Source organism: Sphingomonas sp. FG14 (genome assembly GCF_057809675.1).
The window spans coordinates 1-20,096 of record NZ_JBMDKK010000034.1 but is presented as its reverse complement, the minus strand read 5'-3'; the positions used below and the strand labels follow the sequence as shown (position 1 = coordinate 20,096).

Genomic DNA, 20,096 nt, shown 5'->3' with positions numbered 1-20,096 from the left:
CCGTAGCCGGCCCGGCCGGCGCGGCGCTGCCGCCGCCCGATCCGGCCGCCGTGGCGCGCGTCACCAGCTTTTCGTGCGAGGGCAAGCTGAGCGCGGGCCGCGCGCTGGTCTGTTCCGATCTCGGCCTGGCGATCTCCGACTATAATCTGTCGCTGCTCTACAATTCGGTGCTTGCCGCGCGCGGCGGGGCGGCGCTGCGCCGTTCGCAGGCCGAATGGAAGGCCGAGCTCGACCGTATCGGCAACGACCGGCAGCGCGTGGCGGACCATTATCGCCGCCGCTTCGACGCGCTCACCAAAATGCAGGCCGGGCGGGACTGACGGTTCCGGTCAGCGCCGAACAGGCTTTCTCCCGGCGCCGGAAACCGGCATCATGGCGCCCTGTCGGGCAGTGGGGTAAGCGTGTGGGTGCGGAGGTCATCGTGGTGCTCGTCATGGGCGCGGGCGTGCTGGCCGCGCTTCTGGTGAACGGCGAAATACAGCGCCGAAGTCAGGCGAAGGGCGACGGACTGTTCCTGATGTGGAACAAAGGCGGCCTTGCGGGCTGCTGCGCCATGATCGCGGTCTGTGTGATCGCCCTTGTGATCGCGAATATCGTCAAGGCGCTGGTCTGACCTGCCGACCGCAAACGGCCAATCTCAAACGGCCCTAGAGCGATTTCCAGTCAGATGGCTTCATCTGACGACTCGGAAATCGCGGCGAAACAAAAGTTTAGAGCGGTCGATCTGATTCAATCAGATCGGAAACCGCTCTAGCGCGCCGCCGCCCGCTTCGTCGGCGGCCTTTGCGCGGTCAGTGCGTCGATGTCGATCAGCCGGTCGAACGCGACGCCGATCCGGCGGTCCTGCACCCAGCGCACCGTCGCCGTCATCTTCGTGCCTTCGCCCAGGTCGATCGAGACGATGCTGTCCACGGGCATCGGGCGGTCCAGGTCGATCTGCGCGCCCGATGTGGAGATGTTGCGGATGCGGCCGGACACGGCGCGCGCCTCGTGGTGGAGGATGGCGGAACGCAGCATCCGCACGCGCGGGGCGCGGCTGCGCTCATAGCCCTGCGGCGTCACCACGCCGGTGGGGCAGCTCAGCTTTTCGGCGGCCTCGCGCGCGGACATCGGCCGGCCGAAGATATAGCCCTGGATATGCGAGCAGCCGAGCGTGCGGATCAGTTCCAGCTCGTCGCGGGTTTCCGCGCCCTCGGCGGTGGTGTCCATGCCCAGCCCTTCGGCGAGCGAGACGATCGCGCCGATGATCGCGGCGTTGCGGTTGCCCGGCACCGCCGCCCCCGCGACGAAGGACCGGTCGATCTTGATCTTGTCGAACGGCGCCTTGCGCAGATAGCTGAGCGAGGAATAGCCGGTACCGAAATCGTCGAGCGCCAGCCGCACGCCCAGCGCCTTCAGCCCGGCGAACATCGCGTCGGTATCCAGCCCGTCGTTCAGGAAGACGCTTTCGGTGATCTCCAGCTCAAGCTGCGCCGGATCGATCTGCGAGGCGGCCAGCGCGCTCATCACCACGCCGGGAAAGGCGGGGTTGGCGAACTGGACCGAGGAGACGTTGACCGCGACGCGCACATGCGCGGGCCATTGCGCCGCCTCCATGCAGGCGGTGCGCAGCACCCATTCGCCGATCGCCTGGATCAGCCCGATCTCCTCCGCGATCGGCACGAACAATTCGGGCGAGATCGGCCCGCGCGTGGGGTGGTTCCAGCGCAGCAGCGCCTCGAACCCGACGATCGTTTCCGCCGCTGCGCACACGACCGGCTGATAGGCGAGGTGAAGCGCGTCGGTGGCCAGCGCGTGGCGCAGATCGGTCTCGATCATGCGGCGTTCCTGCGCATTGGCGTGCATCGACTGTTCGTAGAAGCGCAGCGCGCCGCGCCCGGACGCCTTGGCGGCGTAGAGCGCGAGATCGGCGTTGCGCATCAGCGCGTCCGCCGTCGCCCCGTCCTGCGGGCCGATCGCGATGCCGATCGAGGCGCCGATCGAGATATGCGATCCCTCGACCATATAGGGTTCGGAAAGCCGGCGGATGACGTCGGCGGCCAGCGCCTCGATCGCCGAATGCGCGGGCGCCACCGGCAGCACCACGGTGAATTCGTCGCCGCCGAGCCGGCCGACGCGGCCGACATCGCCCACCGCCGTTTCCAGCCGCTTCGCCACCAGCTTCAGCAGCGCATCGCCCACCGGATGGCCCAGCGTGTCGTTGACGCCCTTGAACCGGTCGAGATCGAGCAGCATCAGCGCGCAGGGCGCCGGGTTGATCCGCGCATTGCCCAGCGACTGTTCCAGCGTCTGGAACATCAGCGCGCGATTGGGCAGGCCGGTCAGCGAATCGAAGCGCGCCAGGCGGCTGATCTCCGCTTCCGACTTGCGTTCCTCGGTATAATCGGTGCCGCTGCCGCGAAAGCCGCGGAACTGGCCGAGCGCGTCGATCACCGGCCGGCCCGTCACCGACATCCAGCGCCCCTCGCCGGGCACCGCCGCGCGCACCGGCAGGTCGGAAAAGCCCAGCCGGCTGCTGAGATAGAAGCCGATCGTGCGCTCGACATGGGGAGAGGCGAGATCCTCGTCCCCGCCATTGACGATCAGGCTGGCCATCGGCTGGCCGAGCAGGTCCGCCGGCTGCCTGCCGAAATATTCGGCGAGCCGGGGCGACGCATAGGTGAGCTGGCCGTGACGATCGGTTTCCCAGAACCAGATGCGGCCATTCTCCTCGAACATGGCGATCAGCGCGTTCGCCTTCGACGCGTCGTTGCGCGCGCGCGCGGTCTTGCTCATCTCCGCCTGGTCGGCGCGCACGAACGACAGCAGCACGGGCGCGATGATGCTGGCGAGCAGCGTGACCACGGGCAGATAGGCGGCGTCGCCGCTCGTCATCAGGATCGCGCCGATCATGCCGGCGACGCTGGCGATGACGAGCACGGGCAACGACGCGAAGGCGACGACCGTCGCCAGCGCCGCGCCGGCGGTGACGCCGATCAGCGCCTGGCCGAGATGCGATCCGTCCTTCAGGTCGAGCGCCAGCGCGCCGCCGAGCGCGATGCCGACAAGCGCGGCGAAGACGGTGAGGATGCGCACCCGGCGCGAGGCGGGCAGGCGCTTGCCCGGACCCGAATTGACGATGGCGAAGGCGGCGGGGGTGAGCAGGATGGGCGCGGCGGCGAGCAGCATGTGATCGATCGGGGCGCCGTTGCCGAACAGCATCCGCAGCGTGACCTGGAGCGCGCCGGTGGCGAGATAGATGGTGGCGAGCGCGGGGAACAGGCCGACGGTGCGGCGTACCGCCGCGCGGATCTGCGCGGCCGCGCCCTCGTCGCCCTCGGTCAGGCCCATCACCGCGAGAGTCGGCGTGGGCGCATCCGCTTCGTCGCGACCCAGTGCCTTCCTTACGCGATTCGTTATTGTCATTTGGCCCCACCCGATTGGGGCCAGCTAAGGGCGAAGCGGTTTAGTCTTTGTTAAGCGCGCGGATCAGAAGCTCATTTCGTCATAGATCTTCGAAATGTCGCCGCCCCAGGCGCCGTGATAGCGGTTGAGCAGGGCCTGGGCGGGCACGATGCGCGAGGCCGCGATCTCGCGCAGCGGATCGATGAAGCCGCTTTCATTGTCGCCCGAACTGTTGAGCCGCGCGCGGGCGGTGAGGCCGCTGCTGGCGATCTCGACGATCTCCGGCGCGATGTCTCCCAGCGTGCGGCCGCCCGCGATCGGTGCGTCGAGGCCGAGCCGGGGCACCGCGTTGCGAAGCGCCTCGCGCTCCTCCATCGTCCAGTGCTTGACGACGTCCCATGCCGCGTCGAGCGCGGTGCCGTCATACAGCAGCCCCACCCACAAGGCGGGCAGCGCGCAGATGCGGTTCCACGGGCCGCCATCGGCGCCGCGCATCTCCAGGAAGCTCTTCATCCGCACTTCGGGGAAGGCGGTGGAGAGATGATCGGCCCAGTCCGACTCGGTCGGCTTCTCGCCGGGCAGCGCGGGCAGGCGGCCGTCGAGGAAATCGCGGAAGCTCTGGCCCGCCGCGTCGATATATTTGCCGTCGCGATAGACGAAGTACATCGGCACATCGAGCGCGTAATCGGCATAGCGTTCGTAGCCGAAGCCATCCTCGAACACGAAGGGCAGCATGCCGGTGCGGTGCGGATCGGTGTCCGACCAGATATGGCTGCGATAGGAGAGGAAGCCGTTGGGCTTGCCCTCCGTGAAGGGCGAATTGGCGAACAGCGCGGTGGCCAGCGGCTGGAGCGCCAGGCCGACGCGGAACTTCTTCGCCATGTCCGCTTCGGACGCATAGTCGAGATTGACCTGGATCGTGCAGGTCCTCAGCATCATGTCGAGCCCGAGCGAGCCGACGCGCGGCATGTGGCGCAGCATGATCTCGTACCGGCCCTTGGGCATGATCGGCAGCTCGTCGCGGCGCTTGTCGGGCCAGAAGCCCATGCCGAGGATGCCGACGCCAAGCTGCGCGCCGACCTCCTTCACCTGGTTGAGGTGGCGGCCGGTCTCCGCGCAGGTCTGGTGCAGATTCTCCAGCGGCGCGCCGGAAAGTTCGAGCTGGCCCGCCGGCTCCAGGCTGACATTCCCGTCCGGCCCCGCCAGCGCGATGACGTTGCCGCCCTCGCGGATCGGTTCCCAGCCGAATCTGGTCAGCGCGTCGAGCAGCGCGCGGATGCCGTCGGGATCGGCATAGCCGGGCGCGCGGTGATCGGCGTTGCGATAGACGAATTTCTCGTGCTCGGTGCCGATGCGCCAGCGTTCCGCCGGTTTTTCGCCCTTGGCGAACGCTGAAATGAGCTGGGACCGGCTTTCGATGACCGGATCGTTGCCTTTTGAAACCGTCTTCGTGCTCATGGCGCGGCTCTAGCGGGCGGACGAGGCTTTTGAAAGCGTCGTTTCATGCGCGCGGCGCATGGGGGATTGTTCGTTTGGGAAATGTGCGGAAGAGCACATTTCCAGGGCCGCGCCAGCCCGCTCCCCCACCCGGCCTCCCAGAAGATACTGCCGTTGGGAGGCCGGGTGGGGGAGCGGGCGGAACAGGCCAAGGTTCCGGCGATGCAAAGCATCGATGGAATGCCTGTGGAGGGCGGTGCTGCAATGCGCCGGAGGCGCATTTCCCTAACGAACAACCCCTCAGCTCCAGTCCCCGGCGGCGGCCATCCACAGGCTGATCGCGGCGGCGGCGGCGGTTTCGGCGCGCAGGATGCGCGGCCCCAGCGATATGCCCGTCGCCTGCGGCAGCGCGCGGATGGCGTCGCGTTCCTGCGGATCGAATCCGCCCTCCGGCCCGATCAGGATCGCCGCCGGACCACGATTCGCGCGCATCGCCTCCATGGCGGGGGCGCCGCCGGTCTCGTCGGCGAAGAACAGGCGGCGCTCCGCCGGCCAGTCGCGCAGCAGCGCCGCCAGCTTCACCGGCTCCGCCAGCGCGGGCAGCGCGGTGCGCCCGCATTGCTCCGCCGCCTCGATCATGTGGGTGCGCAGCCTTTCGCCGTTGAGCCGGTCGATCACGGTGCGGCGCGTCAGCACCGGCACCAGCCGGTCGACGCCCAGTTCGCACGCCTTTTCGGCCACCCAGTCGATCCGCCCCTTCTTGATCGGCGCGGCGCACAGCCACAGATCGGGCACCGCTTCGCGCGCGCGCAGCAAGTCGGTGGCGCTGAGCGTCAGGTCCCGCCGGCCGACGGCGACCGCCTCCGCGCGCCATTCGCCCGTCCGGTCGTCGAACAGGCGCACGGTGCCGCCGGGTTTCAGCCGCATCACCGCGATCAGATAATGCGCCTGTCCGCCATCGATGCGGATCTCGTCGCCCTTGGCGATCTCGGTATCGATGAACAGGCGGGGGGTGCTGTCGGGCGGCCAGGCGGGGGTTGCGGTCATGCCGCTATGTACCGCGCCGCGCGGCCGGGTACATAGGGCATGATGAGCGCCGAGTCAGAGATCGTCCCCGACACCCAATATGGCGCGCTGATGCGCGCGCTGCCCGCGAAACTGCGCGCCTTCGCGCTGCTCGCCCGGTTCGACCGGCCGATCGGCTGGTGGCTGCTGTTCTGGCCCTGCGCCTGGGGCGTCGCGCTGGCGGGCGGGCTGCGCGATCAGTGGAGCCTGGTGTTCTGGCTGCTGCTGGGCGCCGTCGCCATGCGCGGGGCGGGCTGCGTCTATAACGACATCGTCGATCGCGACCTCGATCGCAGCGTCGCGCGCACGCGCAGCCGCCCGCTCGCCAGCGGCGCGGTGTCGCTGAAGGCCGCCTGGGGCTGGCTGTTGCTGCTGTGCCTGATCGGGCTGGCGGTGCTGTTGCGGCTCGATCGCGCGGCGCAGGTAATCGCGCTCGCCAGCCTGGCGCCCGTCGCCGCCTATCCCTTCATGAAGCGAATCACCTGGTGGCCCCAGGCATGGCTGGGGCTGGTCTTCTCATGGGGCGCGCTGGTCGGCTGGGCGGCGGTGCGCGGCGCGGTCGAGCTGCCGATGCTGCTGCTCTATGCCGGATCGATCTGCTGGGTGATCGGCTATGACACGCTCTACGCCCTGCAGGATCGCGAGGACGACGCGCTGATCGGCATCCGCTCCTCCGCGCGGCGGATGGGCAGCCATGTGCGCGGCGGCGTGGCCGGCTTCTATGGCGCGGCGATCGCGCTGTGGGCGGTGGCGGTGTGGCTGGTGCGGCCGGACTGGATCGCGCTCGCGGCCTTGCTGCCGGTGGCCGCGCATCTGCTGTGGCAGGTGGCGGCGCTCGATCCCGATGACGGGCTGGACGGGCTGATCAAGTTCCGCGCGAACCGGTTCGCGGGCTTCCTGATGTTCCTCGCCTGCGCCGCCGTGGGCACGGCGGGCTGATCGGGGCCGGCAGGCTTGCCACCTGCCTCGCAACCACTTCGCCCCTGTTTGTCGTGTTTCCCGAGTCGGCAAGTGTTGCCACTTGCCTCGGAACCACTCTAGTGCGGGACATGCTCAGCGTATCCCAAGCCGAATCCCATGCCGCCGATCTGGTGGCGCTCGCCCGCAAGGCCGGCGCCGACGCCGCCGATGCCCTGTATGTGGGCGGCGCATCCACCCAGGTGCAGATGCGGCTGGGCGCGCTCGAGGATGTCGAACGCTCCGAGGGCGAGGAGATCGGCCTGCGCGCCTTTGTCGGCAGTCGTTCGGCCAGCGCCTCCACATCCGATCTGACGCTGCAATCCTTCGCCGCGCTGGTCGAGCGCGTCGTCGCGATGGCGCGCGAGGCGCCGGAGGATCCCTGGGCCGGGCTCGCGCCCGAGGACCGGCTGATGCGCGACGCGCCGCCGATGCTCGACATCGACGATGGCGGCGCCGCCGAACCCGCGATGCTGAAGGCGCGCGCGCTGGAGACGGAGGACGCGGCGCGCGCGGTGGCGGGCGTCACCAACAGCGAGGGCGCCGGCGCCAGCGCGGGCCGCTCGATCGCGGCGCTTGCCACCTCGGCGGGCTTCGCGCGCGGCTATGCCGGCAGCAGCCACGGCGTTTCGGCGAGCGTGCTGGCGGGCACGGGCGCGGGCATGCAGCGCGATTACGCGCATCATTCGGCGCGCCATATCGGCGATCTCGACGATCCCGCCGCGATCGGCCGCCAGGCGGGCGAGCGCGCGGTGGCGCGGCTCGATCCCGCGCGGCCGCGCAGCGGCGCGATGCCCGTCGTCTATGATCCGCGCGTGTCCGCCGGGCTGCTCGGCCCGCTGATGGGCGCGATCAACGGCGCGGCGATCGCGCGCAAGACCAGCTTCCTGCTCGACGCGCTGGGCGAGGCGGTGTTCGCGCCGGGCGTGCGCGTGATCGACGATCCGCTGCGCGCGCGCGGCCTGCGCTCGCGCCCGTTCGACGGCGAAGGGCTGGCGACCGGGGAAACGGTGATCATCGACGATGGCGTGCTCACCGGCTGGCTGATGACCGCCGCCGCCGCGCGCCAGCTCGGCCTTGCGCCCACCGGCCATGCGGTGCGCGGCGTGGGTGGCCCGCCCGGGGCCAGCAGCACGAATCTCCACATGGCGGCGGGCGCCGTCAGCCCCGCGGACCTGATTGCCGACATCGCCTATGGCGTTTATGTGAACGAGCTGATCGGCATGGGCGTGAACGGCGTGACCGGCGATTACAGCCGTGGCGCCTCCGGCTTCCTGATCGAGAATGGCAAGATCACCCGTCCGATCGCGGAGATGACGGTGGCGGGCAACCTGAAGGACATGTACCGCCAGCTCGTGCCCGCCGACGATCTGGAATTCCGCCATGCGGTCAACGCCCCGACGCTGCGCATCGAGGGCATGACGGTGGCCGGTGCCTGAAACGCTGATCGACCGGGTCGCCGAGATCGCGGCGGAGGCGGGGGCGATGGCGCTCTCGCGGTGCGAAAGCGACTATAAGCGCTGGGAAAAGGCGCCCGGCAACCCGGTGTGCGAGATCGACCATGCCGTGAACGACATGCTGCGCGAGCGGCTGTACGCGCTCGATCCCGAGGCGGGCTGGCTGTCCGAGGAGACGGTGGACAGCGCCGAACGGCTGCTGGTGCCGCGCATATGGGTGATCGATCCGATCGACGGCACGCGCGACTATATGCGCGGCCGCCCGGGCTGGGCGGTGAGCGTGGCGCTGGTCGAGGGCGGCGTGCCCGTGCTGGGCGTGCTCGACGCGCCGGCGCGCGGCGAGCAATGGCGCGCGGTGGCCGGGCGCGGCGCGTGGCGCAACGGCGTGGCGCTCAAGGCGAGCACGCGCACCACCTTTCCCGGCGCGCGCGTGCCCACCGACGCGCTGCCCAGGGTGGACAGCGACCTGACCGCCGTGTTCAAGCCCAATTCGATCGCGCTGCGCATCGCGATGGTCGCCGCCGACGAGGCCGATCTGCTCGCCACGCTGCGCTGGGGTAATGAATGGGACATCGCCGCCGCCGTGCTGATCGCGCGCGAGGCGGGCGCGAGCGTGACCGACGCGTTCGGCGGCGCGCTGCGCTTCAACAGCACCAGGGGCGAGGCGTTCGGCGTGATCGCCAGCGCCCCCGGCATCCATGCCGCCGCGGTGGAGCGGCTGCGCGAACGCGCGGAAAAAGGGATTGTGCGCTAGGGGGATCGTGCTGGGTGATCCTCGCTTTCCCATACCCCCACACCCGTCCCATATCCCTACACCCGTTCGGGCTGAGCCTGTCGAAGCCCTGCCTTTCCTTTGCACCGGAAGGAGAAGGACAGGGCTTCGACAGGCTCAGCCCGAACGGGGTGTGGGTGGTGGTGGTGCGTGGGCGGTCGCGGTGCGCGCGCTCAGCCCGAACGGAGTGCGGGTGACGGCGGCGGTACCCCGTCGGCCCTAACGGCTCCCGTCGAAGCGGAGCATGTTGCCGAAGGGATCGGTGATCGTCGCTTCGTCCCCGTCGGCGCCCGGCCGGGCGAAGCGGGCGTGTTTGTCGGCGAGCTCGCGGAAGAAGGCGCGGGCGTTCGCGGTCCGGATCCAGACCACGGCGCCGGGCGTGCCGTCTCCATAATGTTCGCTCAGATGCAGTTTCAGCCCCGATCGCGAGACCTGCGCGTAAAGCGGCAGATCAGGCGCGAAGCGATGTTCCCAGTCGAGCGTGAAGCCCAGGAAATCGATGTAGAATTCCATCGCCTTCGCGATGTCGTAGATGCGCAGCACCGGAATGCCCGGCTCGAAGGCGATCGCGTCCGTCATCCGGTCAGGACCCGGTGATCCGTGGCAGCCCCAGCCTGGGGATGTCGATCGCGGGGCAGCGGTCCATCACCACCTTCAGCCCGGCCGCCTCGGCGCGGGCGGCGGCGGCTTCGTTGATCACGCCAAGCTGCATCCACACCGATTTCGCGCCCGCCGCGATCGCCTGGTCCACCGCGTCGCCCGCTGCTTCGGGACGGCGGAAGATGTCGACCATGTCGATCGGCTCGCCGATCTGGGAAAGCTCGCGCCAGACATATTCGCCGTGCACATGCTCGCCGGTGATCTGCGGATTGACCGGGATCACGCGATAGCCGTGATCCTGGAGGAAGCGCATCACCCGATAGCTCGGCCGGTCGGGCCGGTCCGACGCGCCGACCAGCGCGATCGTGCGGGTTTCGGTGAGCAGGGCGGCGATATCCTCGTCTCGGGTCAGGGGCATCGAATCATCCTTTCGCCCTTGCATCGCGCGGAAAAGTGGGAACCGGTTTTCCGCATGAAGCGATGCGACATCCAGTGCTAACGATCTAGTGTGCCGGCTGGTTCAACCATTCGGCGATGCGCGCCGCGATCGCGTGGAAGGCGGCCGCCTCCGCGCCGTCGCCGGCGGCGGGCGGCGTGCCCGCGTCGGATGCGGTGCGGATGGCGAGGGTGAGCGGGATGCGGCCGAGGAAATCATGGCCCATCACATTCGCCGCCGCCTGCACGCCGCCCGTGCCGAAGGGATCGGAAACCTCGCCGCAATGCGGGCATTCGTAACCCGACATATTCTCCACCAGCCCGATGATCGGCACGCCCGCCTGCGCGAACAGGTCCATCGCGCGCGTCGCGTCCATCAGCGCCAGATCCTGCGGGGTGGAGACGATCACCGCGCCCGCCGGCTTCTGCTTCTGGATCATCGAGAGCTGGACGTCGCCGGTGCCGGGCGGCAGATCGGCGATCAGCAGATCGGCGTCGCCCCAATCGGCGTCGATGATCTGGCCCAGCGCGTTGCCCGCCATCGGCCCGCGCCACGCGATCGCCTGGCCCGGCTTGGCGAGATGGCCCATCGACAGCATCGGGATGCCGTGCGGGCTCATGATCGGGATCAGCTTCTTGTCCTCGGCCTGGGGCCGCTGGCCTTCCGTCGCCATCAGGCGCGGCTGGGAGGGACCGTAGATATCGGCGTCGACCAGCCCGACCTTGAAGCCGCGCGCCTTGAGCGCCAGCGCCAGATTGGCGGCGACCGTCGATTTGCCGACGCCGCCCTTGCCGCTGCCCACCGCGATCAGGCGGCGGCCCTTTTTCTCGCTGGTCATCGCCACGCGCACTTCGGAGACGCCGTCCTGCGCCAGCAGCGCGGCCTTGATCGCGGCCTCCATCCTCAGCCGTTCGTCACCCGAAAGCCCCGTCACGTCGAGAATCAGGCTGGCGCGTCCTTCGGCCAGCCGGAGCCCGGCGGCACGGCCTTCCGCGATGGGGGAGATGGCGGCGAGCAGGCGATCTTGATCGGTCATGCGCGCCAGATAGGCAGAGTTTCGGGCAATGCCACTGTTTTTCCCGAAAGTGCTTCCTATAATGGCGGCATGAACAAGAGATCGGGGTGGTTGGCGTCCATCGGCGCCGTGCTGAGTGAAAATGGTGGCCCATGGGGCAGCCGCGGTGGTGGCGACGGCGAGGGATCGGGCGGCGGCCGCCCGAATCCGTGGAGCCGTCCGCCCGGCGGCGATCGTTCGCGCCGGCCCGGCGGCGGCCGTCCCGGCCCGTCCGCGCTGGACCAGATCATGGCCAAGCTGCGCGAATTGTTCGGCCCCGGCGGCGGCATCGGCGGCGGCGGTTTCTCCGGCCCCGGCGGCCTTTCGATCTGGCCCTATCTGATCGGCGGCTTCGTGCTGCTGTGGGTCGGCATGACCTCCGTTCACCGAATCGGCCCCGAACAGGCCGGCGTCGTCACCCAGCTCGGCCGATATGCGCGCACCATGCAGCCGGGCGTCAGCTTTTCATGGCCGGCGCCGTTCGAACGCGTGCAGAAGGTGGATATCCAGGCGATCCGCACCATCTCGATCGGCCAGCCCGGCGGCGACGACAATCTGGTGCTGACCGGCGACCAGAATCTGATCGACCTCGCCTATACCGTGCGCTGGAACGTGAAGGCGGGGGCGGCGGAACAATATCTGTTCCAGCTCGCCGATCCCGAGCAGACGATCGGCGAGGTCGCCGAAAGCGCGATGCGATCGGTGCTCGCCAATTTCACGCTGATCCAGGCGATCGGCCCCGGCCGCAACGAGGTGGAGCAGCGCGTCCGCGAGACGATGCAGACCATCCTCGACGACTATAAGGCGGGCATCGAGATCCGCGGCGTCTCGATCAGCCAGGCCGATCCGCCGAGCGCGGTGAACGAGGCGTTCAAGGAAGTGACCGCCGCGCAGCAGCGCGTCCAATCCAACCTGAACGAGGCGCGCACCTATGCGCAGCAGGTGGTGGCGCGCGCCCAGGGCGAGGCCGAATCGTTCAACAAGGTCTATGAACAATATCGCCTCGCCCCCGAGGTGACGCGGCGACGCATGTATTACGAAACGATGGAACGGGTGCTTTCGAAAGTGGACAAGACGGTGGTCGAGGCGCCGGGGGTGACCCCCTATCTGCCGCTGCAGCAGCTCCAGCGCCGCCCGGCGGAAGGAGCGGCCCGATGATCGATCGTATCGGCCGGCACCCCATCGCCGCCGCGCTCGCCGCCATCGCGGCGCTGTTCATCCTCGCTTCCACCGTGGTGGTCGTGCCCGAAACCAAGCAGGGCGTGATCCTGCGCTTCGGCCAGCCCGTGCGGCTGATCAACGTCTATGATCCCAAGAAGAGCTTCGGCGGGGTCGGCGCGGGCGTGATCGCCAAATGGCCGTTCATCGACGACATCACCTGGATCGACAAGCGCATCCTGTCGATCAGCATGGAACAGCAGCAGGTGCTCTCCACCGACCAGCTCCGCCTGCAGGTGGACGCGTTCGCGCGGTTCCGCATCGTCAATCCGCTGCGCATGGTGATCACCGCCAAGAACCCGGAGAATGTGGCGTCGGCGCTGCGGCCGATCCTGGGTTCGGCGCTTCGCAACGAACTGGGCAAGCGGCCCTTCGCCGCGCTGCTCAGCGCCGAACGCGGGCAGGTGATGGACAATATCCAGTCCGCGCTGAACCGCACCGCGCGGCAATATGGCGCGGAGATCGTCGACGTCCGCATCAAGCGCGCCGACCTGCCCGAAGGCGCGCCGCTGGACAGCGCGCTGGAACGGATGCGCACCGCGCGTATCCAGGAAGCACGCACGATCGAGGCGCAGGGCCTGAAACAGGCGCAGATCGTTCGCGCCCAGGCCGATGCCGACGCCGCCAAGGCCTATGCCGAGGCGTTCAACAAGGATGCGGGCTTCTACGATTTCTATCGGGCCATGCAGTCGTACGAACAGACGTTCACGCCCGGCGAGGGCAAGGGCGCGTCGTCGATCATCCTGTCGCCCGACAATAGTTATCTGCGCGAGTTTCGTGGCTCGCGCTGAACCGGAACCATTCAAACTGCGTTAAGCCGTCGAGTAGCAGCCTGGCGGCAAACCGCGAGGCCCGGACGCCGGGCAAGTGAAGGAAGTTGGAAGGAAGATGAACGTGCGCTACGCATATGCCATTACCACCGCGCTGCTCCTGGGCGGAGCCGCGATCACCGTCGGCACCAATGTCGGCGCGCAGACGGCGCAGAATGACGATCGCGCGATGGCGGCCGCCGCGCCGCGCGGCGCCCCGATGAGCTTCGCATCGCTCACCGAACGGCTGGCGCCCGCCGTGGTCAACATCTCGACCAAGCAGACCGTCCAGGTCCAGCAGCAGCAGAATCCGTTCGCCGGCACGCCGTTCGGCGACCTGTTCGGCCAGTTCGGCGGCCAGCAGGGCGGCCGCCCGATCACGCGCGAGGCGCAGTCGCTGGGCTCGGGCTTCATCATCTCGGCCGACGGCTATATCGTCACCAACAACCATGTGGTGGCGCCGGGCAACCGCAGCGCCGTGGTCGATTCGATCACCGTGACCCTGCCCGACCGCAAGGAATATTCGGCCAAGCTGATCGGCCGTGACGCCGCGTCCGACCTGGCGCTGCTCAAGATCGAGGCGAGCAACCTGCCCTTCGTGAAGTTCGGCGATTCGACGAGCACGCGCGTGGGCGACTGGGTGGTCGCGATCGGCAATCCGTTCGGCCTGGGCGGCACCGTGACCGCGGGCATCGTTTCTGCGCTCCACCGCAACACCGGCCAGGGCGGCGCCTTCGATCGCTATATCCAGACCGACGCGTCGATCAACATGGGCAATTCCGGCGGCCCGATGTTCGACCTGAACGGCAATGTGATCGGCATCAATTCGGCGATCTTCTCGCCCACCGGCGGCAATGTCGGCATCGGCTTCGCGATTCCGGCGGAACAGGCCAAGCCGATCATCGATACGCTGCGTTCGGGCGCGAAGGTGCAGCGCGGCTATCTGGGCGTCGCGCTCCAGCCGCTCGACGAATCGATCGCCGCGTCGCTGGGCCTGCCCAAGAACACGGGCGAGCTGATCGCGCGCGTCGAACCGGGCGAGGGCGCGGCCAAGGCAGGCATCCAGCAGGGTGACGTGATCACCAAGGTGAACGGCACCCCCGTCTCGCCCGACAACACGCTCTCCTACCTCGTTTCGAACCTGAAGCCCGGCACCCGCGTGCCGATCGAACTGGTCCGCAACGAAAAGCGCATGACGGTGAACGCCACTGTCGGCACGCGCCCGCCCGAGGAACAGCTCGCCGCCTTCAACGCCGATGGCGACGATGCGGTGCCGACGCCCGACAACGACGCCACCGAACAGTCGACGCGCGATTCGATCGGCCTGGTGGTGCAGGCGCTGACGCCGCAGATCACGCGCCAGCTCGGCCTGTCGCAGGACGTGCGCGGCCTGGTCGTCGGCGCGGTCGATCCCGCCAGCGACGCCGCCGCCTCGGGCATCCAGCGCGGCGACATCATCGTCACCGCCAACCAGCGCCCGGTGGTGCAGCCCGCCGACCTCGCCAATGCGGTGAAGGTCTCGGTCGCGGCCAACCGCCCGGTGCTGCTGCTCGTCCAGCGCGGCAACGGCCCGGCGCGGTACGTGGGCGTGAAGACCACCAAGCGCAAATGATCCGGACGCCCTTTTCCCCTTGAGGGAAAGGGCGCTTCCCCGATGCACGGCAGGCCGCGCGATCCCCGGATCGCGCGGCTTGTTGTTTTTGGGGCGGGCGCTGGTTGAATGTGTTGAATTTGGCTGTGGTCTCGATCCCCGTTCGGGCTGAGCCTGTCGAAGCCCTGTTCTTCTCTTTCGGTGTCCAGGAAAGGGCAGGGCTTCGACAGGCTCAGCCCGAACGGGGGATGATGATGCCAGTCCATACGTCATCCCAGCGTAGGCTGGGATCTGCCAACCAGATCGCGCCTGAGCTTGTGGCAGACCCCAGCCTGCGCTGGGGTGACGTGCGGGGTTGGCAGGGTCCGAACGGTTTTGGGGCGTGGGGGATGGGTTGTCCGTCGCATCCCTGATGCGGAAAACCGGTTCCCACTTTTCCGCGGGATGGGTTGTCCGTCGCATCCCCGATGCGGAAAACCGGTTCCCACTTTTCCGCGGGATGGATTGTCCGTCGCATCCCCGATGCGGAAAACCGGTTCCCACTTTTCCGCGGGATGCTCTAAAGCATATCCAACAATCGGAGGACTGCGCATGACTGACGAGACCGGCCTTTTCATCGGAACCGGGGGCGGCGAGCGGCAGATCCTCAATTTCAGGCGCGCCAATCGCCACGGGCTGATCGCGGGCGCCACCGGCACCGGCAAGACCGTGACGCTGCAGGGCATCGCCGAGGGCTTTTCGCGCGCCGGCGTGCCGACCTTCCTGGCCGATGTGAAGGGCGATCTTTCGGGCATGGCGATGGCGGGATCGCCTACCGCCAAGGTGCATGACGCATTCGCCGCGCGCGCCGCCGAGATCGGCGACACGGACTGGGCGTACAAGGACAATCCCGTCCAGTTCTGGGATCTGTTCGGCGAACAGGGCCACCCCATCCGCACCACCGTTTCCGAAATGGGGCCGCTGCTGCTCGCCCGGCTGCTCGACCTGAACGACGTGCAGGAAGGGGTGCTCACCATCGCCTTCCACGTCGCCGACAAGGACGGGCTGCTGCTGCTCGATCTCGACGACCTCCAGGCGATGCTGAGCCACTGCGCCACCCGCGCCGACGAACTGACCATCACCTATGGCAACGTCTCCAAGGCGACGGTGGGCACGATCCAGCGCTCGCTGCTCCAGCTCCGCAGCCAGGGCGGCGACCATTTCTTCGGCGAGCCGGCGCTGGAGATCGAGGATTTCTTCAAGCTCGACGAACAGGGCCGGGGCATCGTCAACATCCTGGCCGCCGACAAGCTGATGGCCAGCCCGAAACTCTATTCCACCTTCCTCCTGTGGCTGCTCTCCGAACTGTTCGAGACGCTTCCCGAGGTGGGCGATCCCGACAAGCCCAAGCTCGTCTTCTTCTTCGACGAGGCGCATCTGCTGTTCGACGAGGCGCCAAAGGCGCTGCTCGACAAGGTGGAACAGGTCGTCCGCCTGATCCGGTCCAAGGGCGTGGGCGTCTATTTCATCACGCAGAACCCGATCGACATCCCGGAGGATGTGGCCGGCCAGCTCGGCAACCGCGTGCAGCACGCGCTGCGCGCCTTCACCCCGCGCGACGAGCGCGCGATCCGCTCCGCCGCCGAAACCTTCCGCGCGAATCCCGGCGTGGACGTGGCGACCGCGATCACCGAATTGAAGGTGGGCGAGGCGCTGGTCTCGCTGCTCCAGGCCGACGGATCGCCGTCTCCGGTGCAGCGCACGCTGATCAAGCCGGTCTGTTCGCGCGTCGGCCCGGTGACGCCGGTGGAACGCGGCGTGATCAAGGAGACCGACGCGGTCGGCGCCAAATACGACACGGTGATCGACCGCGAATCCGCCGAGGAACTGCTGGCCGCCAAGGCGAGCGAGGCGCAGGCCGCCGCCGCCGAGGCCAAGGCGGCGGAGGAACAGGCCAAGCTCGACGCCGTCCAGGCCAAGGAAGACGAGAAGCAGCGCATCGCCGCCGAGAAGGAAGCGGCGCGCCAGGCCAAGGAGGCCGAACGCGTCCGCATCGCCGCCGAACGCGAGGCGCAGCGCGAGGCCGCGCGGCAGGCGCGCGAGGACGCCAAGCCGAGCTTCACCGAGAAGATGGTCCAGTCCGCCGCGCGCTCCGCCGCCACGTCGGTCGGCCGCCAGGTGGCCGGTCGGCTGGGCGGGCAATTGCTGCGCGGCCTGCTCGGCGGCCTCTTCAAGGGCCGTTGATGCGCGCGGCGTTCGCCGTGCTGGTCGGGGCGCTGGCATTCGCCGCGCCCGCCGCCGCGCAGGATCGGGCCGCGATCGCGGGCGGCTATCAGGTCGATCAGATGGAGGTGGGCGGGGGGCTGCTGCTCGCCGCCGACGGCCGCTTCCGCTACGCGCTCGAATATGGCGCGGTGAGCGAAACCGCCGAGGGGCGCTGGACCGTGGAGGGCGGAACCGTGCGCCTGACCAGCGAGCCCAAGGTGAAGCCGCCCGCCTTCGCGGTGGTGAAGGACGAGCCCGCGCCCGCCGGCGAGCTGCGCGTCGCGCTCGCCGATCCGGGTTTCGACTGGGGCGATCCGCTGGAAGTGGCGATCGCGTTCGAGGGGCAGGCCGGACGGCGGCTCCGCGCGGTCGGCAAGGACGGGCTGGTGCCGCTGGAGGCGGGGGAAATCCCGGTCTCGGTCGTGCCGGTGATGCCCGTCTACGGCATCGCCGAGCCGCCCCACCCGCTGACGCCGGGCGGGCACCGCATCCTGTTCCGGTTCGACGCCAATGATTTCGGCCGCGCCGATTTCAACGGCGAACCGCTCCGCATCGACGGCACGAATTTGGTGCTGAACCGCTACGACATCGCGATCCGCTTCAAGCGGTTCGACGATCCCGCCGAATGACAGCGAAGGAAATCCCGTGACCCAAGCCACCGCACCGGCCCGCCCGCTCGCCGAACTCACGATACGCGGCGTGCTGCTGGGCGGGCTGATCACGCTGCTGTTCACCGCCGCCAACGTCTATCTGGGGCTGAAGGTGGGGCTGACCTTCGCCACCTCGATCCCCGCCGCCGTCATCTCGATGGCGATCCTGCGTTACTTCAAGGATTCGACGATCCTGGAGAACAATATCGTGCAGACCGTCGCCTCGGCGGCGGGCACGCTGGCGGCGATCATCTTCGTGCTGCCCGGCCTGGTCATGATCGGCTGGTGGACGGGCTTTCCCTATCTGCTGACCGCCGCGATCTGCGCGACCGGCGGCATATTGGGGGTGATGTTCTCCGTGCCGCTGCGCCGCGCCCTCGTCGTCGACGGCAACCTGCCCTATCCCGAGGGGCGCGCCGCGGCGGAGGTGCTGAAGGTGGGCGCCGAATCGCGCGCCGGGGCCGCCGAAAGCGGCAAGGGGCTGGCGATCATCGTGATCAACGCGGTCGTCTCCGCCGGTTTCGCCGCCTTCGCCAAGACGAAGCTGGTGGTGGAGGAAGCCGCGATCTTCTTCCGCGCGGGCGCGGGCGCGACGGGGATTTCGGGTGGGCTTTCCTTCGCGCTGTTCGGCGCGGGCCATCTCGTCGGCATCTCGGTGGGCATGGCGATGTTCACCGGGCTCGTCATCGGCTGGTGGATCCTGCTGCCGATCCTGACCGCGCAGACCCCGATGCCCGGAGAGGTGGAGGCATGGGCGGGCACCATCTTCCGCAACGATGTGCGCTTCTTCGGCGCGGGCGTGATCGGCGTGGCGGCGATCTGGAGCCTGATCCGCATCGCCGCGCCGGTGACGCGCGGCATCCGCGCCGCGATGGCGGCATCGGGCGTCTCGCGCGGGGGGGACGCGCTGCCGATCGAGGAGCGCGACATCCCCTTCGGCATCGTCGTTTCCTGCGCGCTCGCCACGATGATCCCGATCGCGATCCTGCTCTGGTCCACGCTCACCGGCGGGCCGCTGGAGGGATCGGCATGGCTGCTGGTGGGCGGCGCGCTGCTGTTCGTGGCGGTGATCGGCCTCGTGATCGCGGCGGTCTGCGGCTATATGGCGGGGCTGATCGGGGCGTCGAACAGCCCGGTTTCGGGCATCGGCATCCTCTCCGTCCTCGCCGCCTCGCTGCTGCTCGTCGGCCTGTTCGGGCGCGGCATCGATCCCGCCTCCACCGATGCGCTGATCGCCTATGCGCTGATCGTCACCGGCGTCGTCTTCGGCGTGGCGACGATCTCCAACGACAATCTGCAGGATCTGAAGACCGGCCAGCTCGTGGGCGCGACGCCGTGGAAACAGCAGCTCGCGCTCGTCTTCGGCGTGCTGTTCGGATCGATGATCATCCCGCCCGTGCTCAACCTGCTCAACGAGACGCTGGGCTTCGCGGGCGCGCCCAATGCCGGGCCGAACGCGCTTGCGGCGCCGCAGGCCGCGCTGATCTCCGCGCTGGCGAAGGGCGTGCTGGGCGGCGGCGTGAACTGGCCGATGATCCAGCTCGGCGCGCTGGTGGGCGTGGGCGTGATCATCGTCGACGAATTGCTGGGCAAGGCGGGCAAGCTGCGGCTGCCCCCGCTGGCCATCGGCATCGGCGTGTACCTGCCGATGGCGGTGACGCTGCCGGTGGTGCTCGGATCGGTGATCGGCATGGTCTATGACCGCTGGGCGGACCGGACGGCGGACCCCGAATTCGCGCGCCGCATGGGCGTGCTGACCGCGACCGGCCTGATCGTGGGCGAAAGCCTGTGGGGCGTCAGCTTCGCGCTGATCGTCTACGCCACCAACAGCGACGCCCCGATGGCGATCGCACCCGAAGGCTTCGGCCCGGTGGCGCTGATCGCCGGCCCGGTGATCGTGATCGCGCTGCTCGCCGCGCTGTACCGCTATACGCGGCGGCAGGTGATGAGCCGGGGGACGTGATCGGGGCGCGGGCGGCCGCGTTCGCGCTGTCGGCTACGCTCGCGCTGCTCGGCGGATGCGAACGCCCGACCCGCGACGAATCGGTGCTGCGCGCGATCCGGGCCGAATCCGCGCAACTGGTGGCGACGCATCCGATCAGGCCGCCTGAGCGCTCCGTTCAGGTGCCGAAAAATCGATTGCCGCGCGTGATCGCCAGCCTCGATCCCGAGATGGTGACTGTCCATGACTGGGGCGTCGATATCATGATGAGGCCCGGTTTCGACGGAGGCTGGGGCTATCAGGTCGCCCGCGACAAACGCGACCTGCCGATGCCCGCCGAGTGTTATTCGGACGTGGGGGCGGGTGTTTTCTGGCACGGGCCGTGTTGATGGCGGCGGGTGCGGGGTCCGCGAAACGGACTTGATGCTAGGTGTTCAGTCCCGGCATTTGGTGGATCGGATTGACGATGAAGCGGTCTGG

General features: G+C 68.7%; 18 protein-coding genes. 12 read left to right on the top strand and 6 right to left on the bottom strand.

All coding sequences use genetic code 11. From position 1 onward, the window contains the following. On the top strand, positions 1 to 320 hold a 320-nt coding region (locus tag ACODTA_RS29565; RefSeq protein ID WP_489071138.1), incomplete at its 5' end, for a lysozyme inhibitor LprI family protein. A gap of 83 nt (positions 321 to 403) precedes the next feature. Then, positions 404 to 613, top strand: a complete 210-nt coding sequence (locus tag ACODTA_RS29560) for a hypothetical protein (protein WP_489071136.1) — start codon at positions 404 to 406, stop codon at positions 611 to 613. Positions 614 to 750: 137 nt separating this feature from the next. Here ACODTA_RS29560 and ACODTA_RS29555 read toward each other — a convergent pair whose 3' ends face one another. The 3 genes from ACODTA_RS29555 to ACODTA_RS29545 all read right to left on the bottom strand — a co-directional run bounded on the left by ACODTA_RS29555 (position 751) and on the right by ACODTA_RS29545 (position 5,868). Next, a complete protein-coding gene (locus tag ACODTA_RS29555) occupies positions 751 to 3,405 on the bottom strand; it encodes an EAL domain-containing protein (RefSeq protein ID WP_489071134.1) in 2,655 nt (884 codons plus the stop codon). Between the two features lie 63 nt (positions 3,406 to 3,468). Then, a complete protein-coding gene (locus tag ACODTA_RS29550) occupies positions 3,469 to 4,842 on the bottom strand; it encodes a glutamate--cysteine ligase (protein ID WP_489071132.1) in 1,374 nt (457 codons plus the stop codon). Between the two features lie 279 nt (positions 4,843 to 5,121). Continuing rightward, entirely contained in the window at positions 5,122 to 5,868 is a 747-nt protein-coding gene (locus ACODTA_RS29545; protein WP_489071130.1) for a 16S rRNA (uracil(1498)-N(3))-methyltransferase, read from the bottom strand. A gap of 42 nt (positions 5,869 to 5,910) precedes the next feature. On the opposite strand from ACODTA_RS29545, the gene ubiA reads away from it, so the two are divergent. The 3 genes from ubiA to ACODTA_RS29530 all read left to right on the top strand — a co-directional run bounded on the left by ubiA (position 5,911) and on the right by ACODTA_RS29530 (position 9,054). Then, entirely contained in the window at positions 5,911 to 6,825 is a 915-nt protein-coding gene (ubiA, locus tag ACODTA_RS29540; protein ID WP_489071128.1) for a 4-hydroxybenzoate octaprenyltransferase, read from the top strand. Between the two features lie 110 nt (positions 6,826 to 6,935). Beyond that, positions 6,936 to 8,282, top strand: coding sequence for a TldD/PmbA family protein (locus ACODTA_RS29535; RefSeq protein ID WP_489071126.1), 1,347 nt, complete (start codon positions 6,936 to 6,938; stop codon positions 8,280 to 8,282). Next, a complete protein-coding gene (locus ACODTA_RS29530; RefSeq protein ID WP_489071124.1) occupies positions 8,275 to 9,054 on the top strand; it encodes a 3'(2'),5'-bisphosphate nucleotidase CysQ in 780 nt (259 codons plus the stop codon). Before ACODTA_RS29535 ends, ACODTA_RS29530 begins: the two co-directional genes overlap by 8 nt. Positions 9,055 to 9,291: 237 nt before the next feature. On the opposite strand, the gene ACODTA_RS29525 is transcribed toward ACODTA_RS29530, so the two are convergent. The 3 genes from ACODTA_RS29525 to ACODTA_RS29515 form a co-directional block, all read right to left on the bottom strand. After that, positions 9,292 to 9,651, bottom strand: a complete 360-nt coding sequence (locus ACODTA_RS29525) for a glyoxalase superfamily protein (protein ID WP_489071122.1) — start codon at positions 9,649 to 9,651, stop codon at positions 9,292 to 9,294. Between the two features lie 4 nt (positions 9,652 to 9,655). Further along, positions 9,656 to 10,090 carry a CoA-binding protein gene (locus tag ACODTA_RS29520; RefSeq protein WP_489071120.1) on the bottom strand — a complete coding sequence of 145 codons (435 nt, stop codon included), beginning with the start codon at positions 10,088 to 10,090 and terminating at the stop codon, positions 9,656 to 9,658. A gap of 85 nt (positions 10,091 to 10,175) precedes the next feature. Then, positions 10,176 to 11,144, bottom strand: coding sequence for an Mrp/NBP35 family ATP-binding protein (locus ACODTA_RS29515; RefSeq protein ID WP_489071118.1), 969 nt, complete (start codon positions 11,142 to 11,144; stop codon positions 10,176 to 10,178). Between the two features lie 69 nt (positions 11,145 to 11,213). On the opposite strand from ACODTA_RS29515, the gene hflK reads away from it, so the two are divergent. From hflK to ACODTA_RS29480, 7 genes are all read left to right on the top strand, one after another. Beyond that, on the top strand, positions 11,214 to 12,320 hold the full coding sequence (hflK, locus tag ACODTA_RS29510; protein WP_489071116.1) for a protease modulator HflK: 1,107 nt from the start codon (positions 11,214 to 11,216) through the stop codon (positions 12,318 to 12,320). Next, on the top strand, positions 12,317 to 13,171 hold the full coding sequence (gene hflC / locus ACODTA_RS29505; protein WP_489071114.1) for a protease modulator HflC: 855 nt from the start codon (positions 12,317 to 12,319) through the stop codon (positions 13,169 to 13,171). Before hflK ends, hflC begins: the two co-directional genes overlap by 4 nt. Positions 13,172 to 13,274: 103 nt before the next feature. Next, positions 13,275 to 14,801, top strand: a complete 1,527-nt coding sequence (locus tag ACODTA_RS29500) for a Do family serine endopeptidase (RefSeq protein WP_489071112.1) — start codon at positions 13,275 to 13,277, stop codon at positions 14,799 to 14,801. A 570-nt stretch (positions 14,802 to 15,371) separates the two neighbouring features. Further along, positions 15,372 to 17,003, top strand: coding sequence for a helicase HerA-like domain-containing protein (locus ACODTA_RS29495; protein WP_489071110.1), 1,632 nt, complete (start codon positions 15,372 to 15,374; stop codon positions 17,001 to 17,003). After that, complete coding sequence (locus ACODTA_RS29490; protein ID WP_489071108.1) at positions 17,003 to 17,653, top strand: hypothetical protein; 651 nt, start codon at positions 17,003 to 17,005, stop codon at positions 17,651 to 17,653. Before ACODTA_RS29495 ends, ACODTA_RS29490 begins: the two co-directional genes overlap by 1 nt. A gap of 16 nt (positions 17,654 to 17,669) precedes the next feature. Beyond that, complete coding sequence (locus tag ACODTA_RS29485) at positions 17,670 to 19,637, top strand: OPT family oligopeptide transporter (protein ID WP_489071106.1); 1,968 nt, start codon at positions 17,670 to 17,672, stop codon at positions 19,635 to 19,637. Next, positions 19,634 to 20,005 (top strand): hypothetical protein, encoded by a 372-nt coding sequence (locus ACODTA_RS29480; RefSeq protein ID WP_489071104.1) that lies wholly within the window; start codon positions 19,634 to 19,636, stop codon positions 20,003 to 20,005. The genes ACODTA_RS29485 and ACODTA_RS29480 overlap by 4 nt, the downstream gene beginning before the upstream one ends. The last annotated feature ends 91 nt before the right edge of the window (positions 20,006 to 20,096 follow it).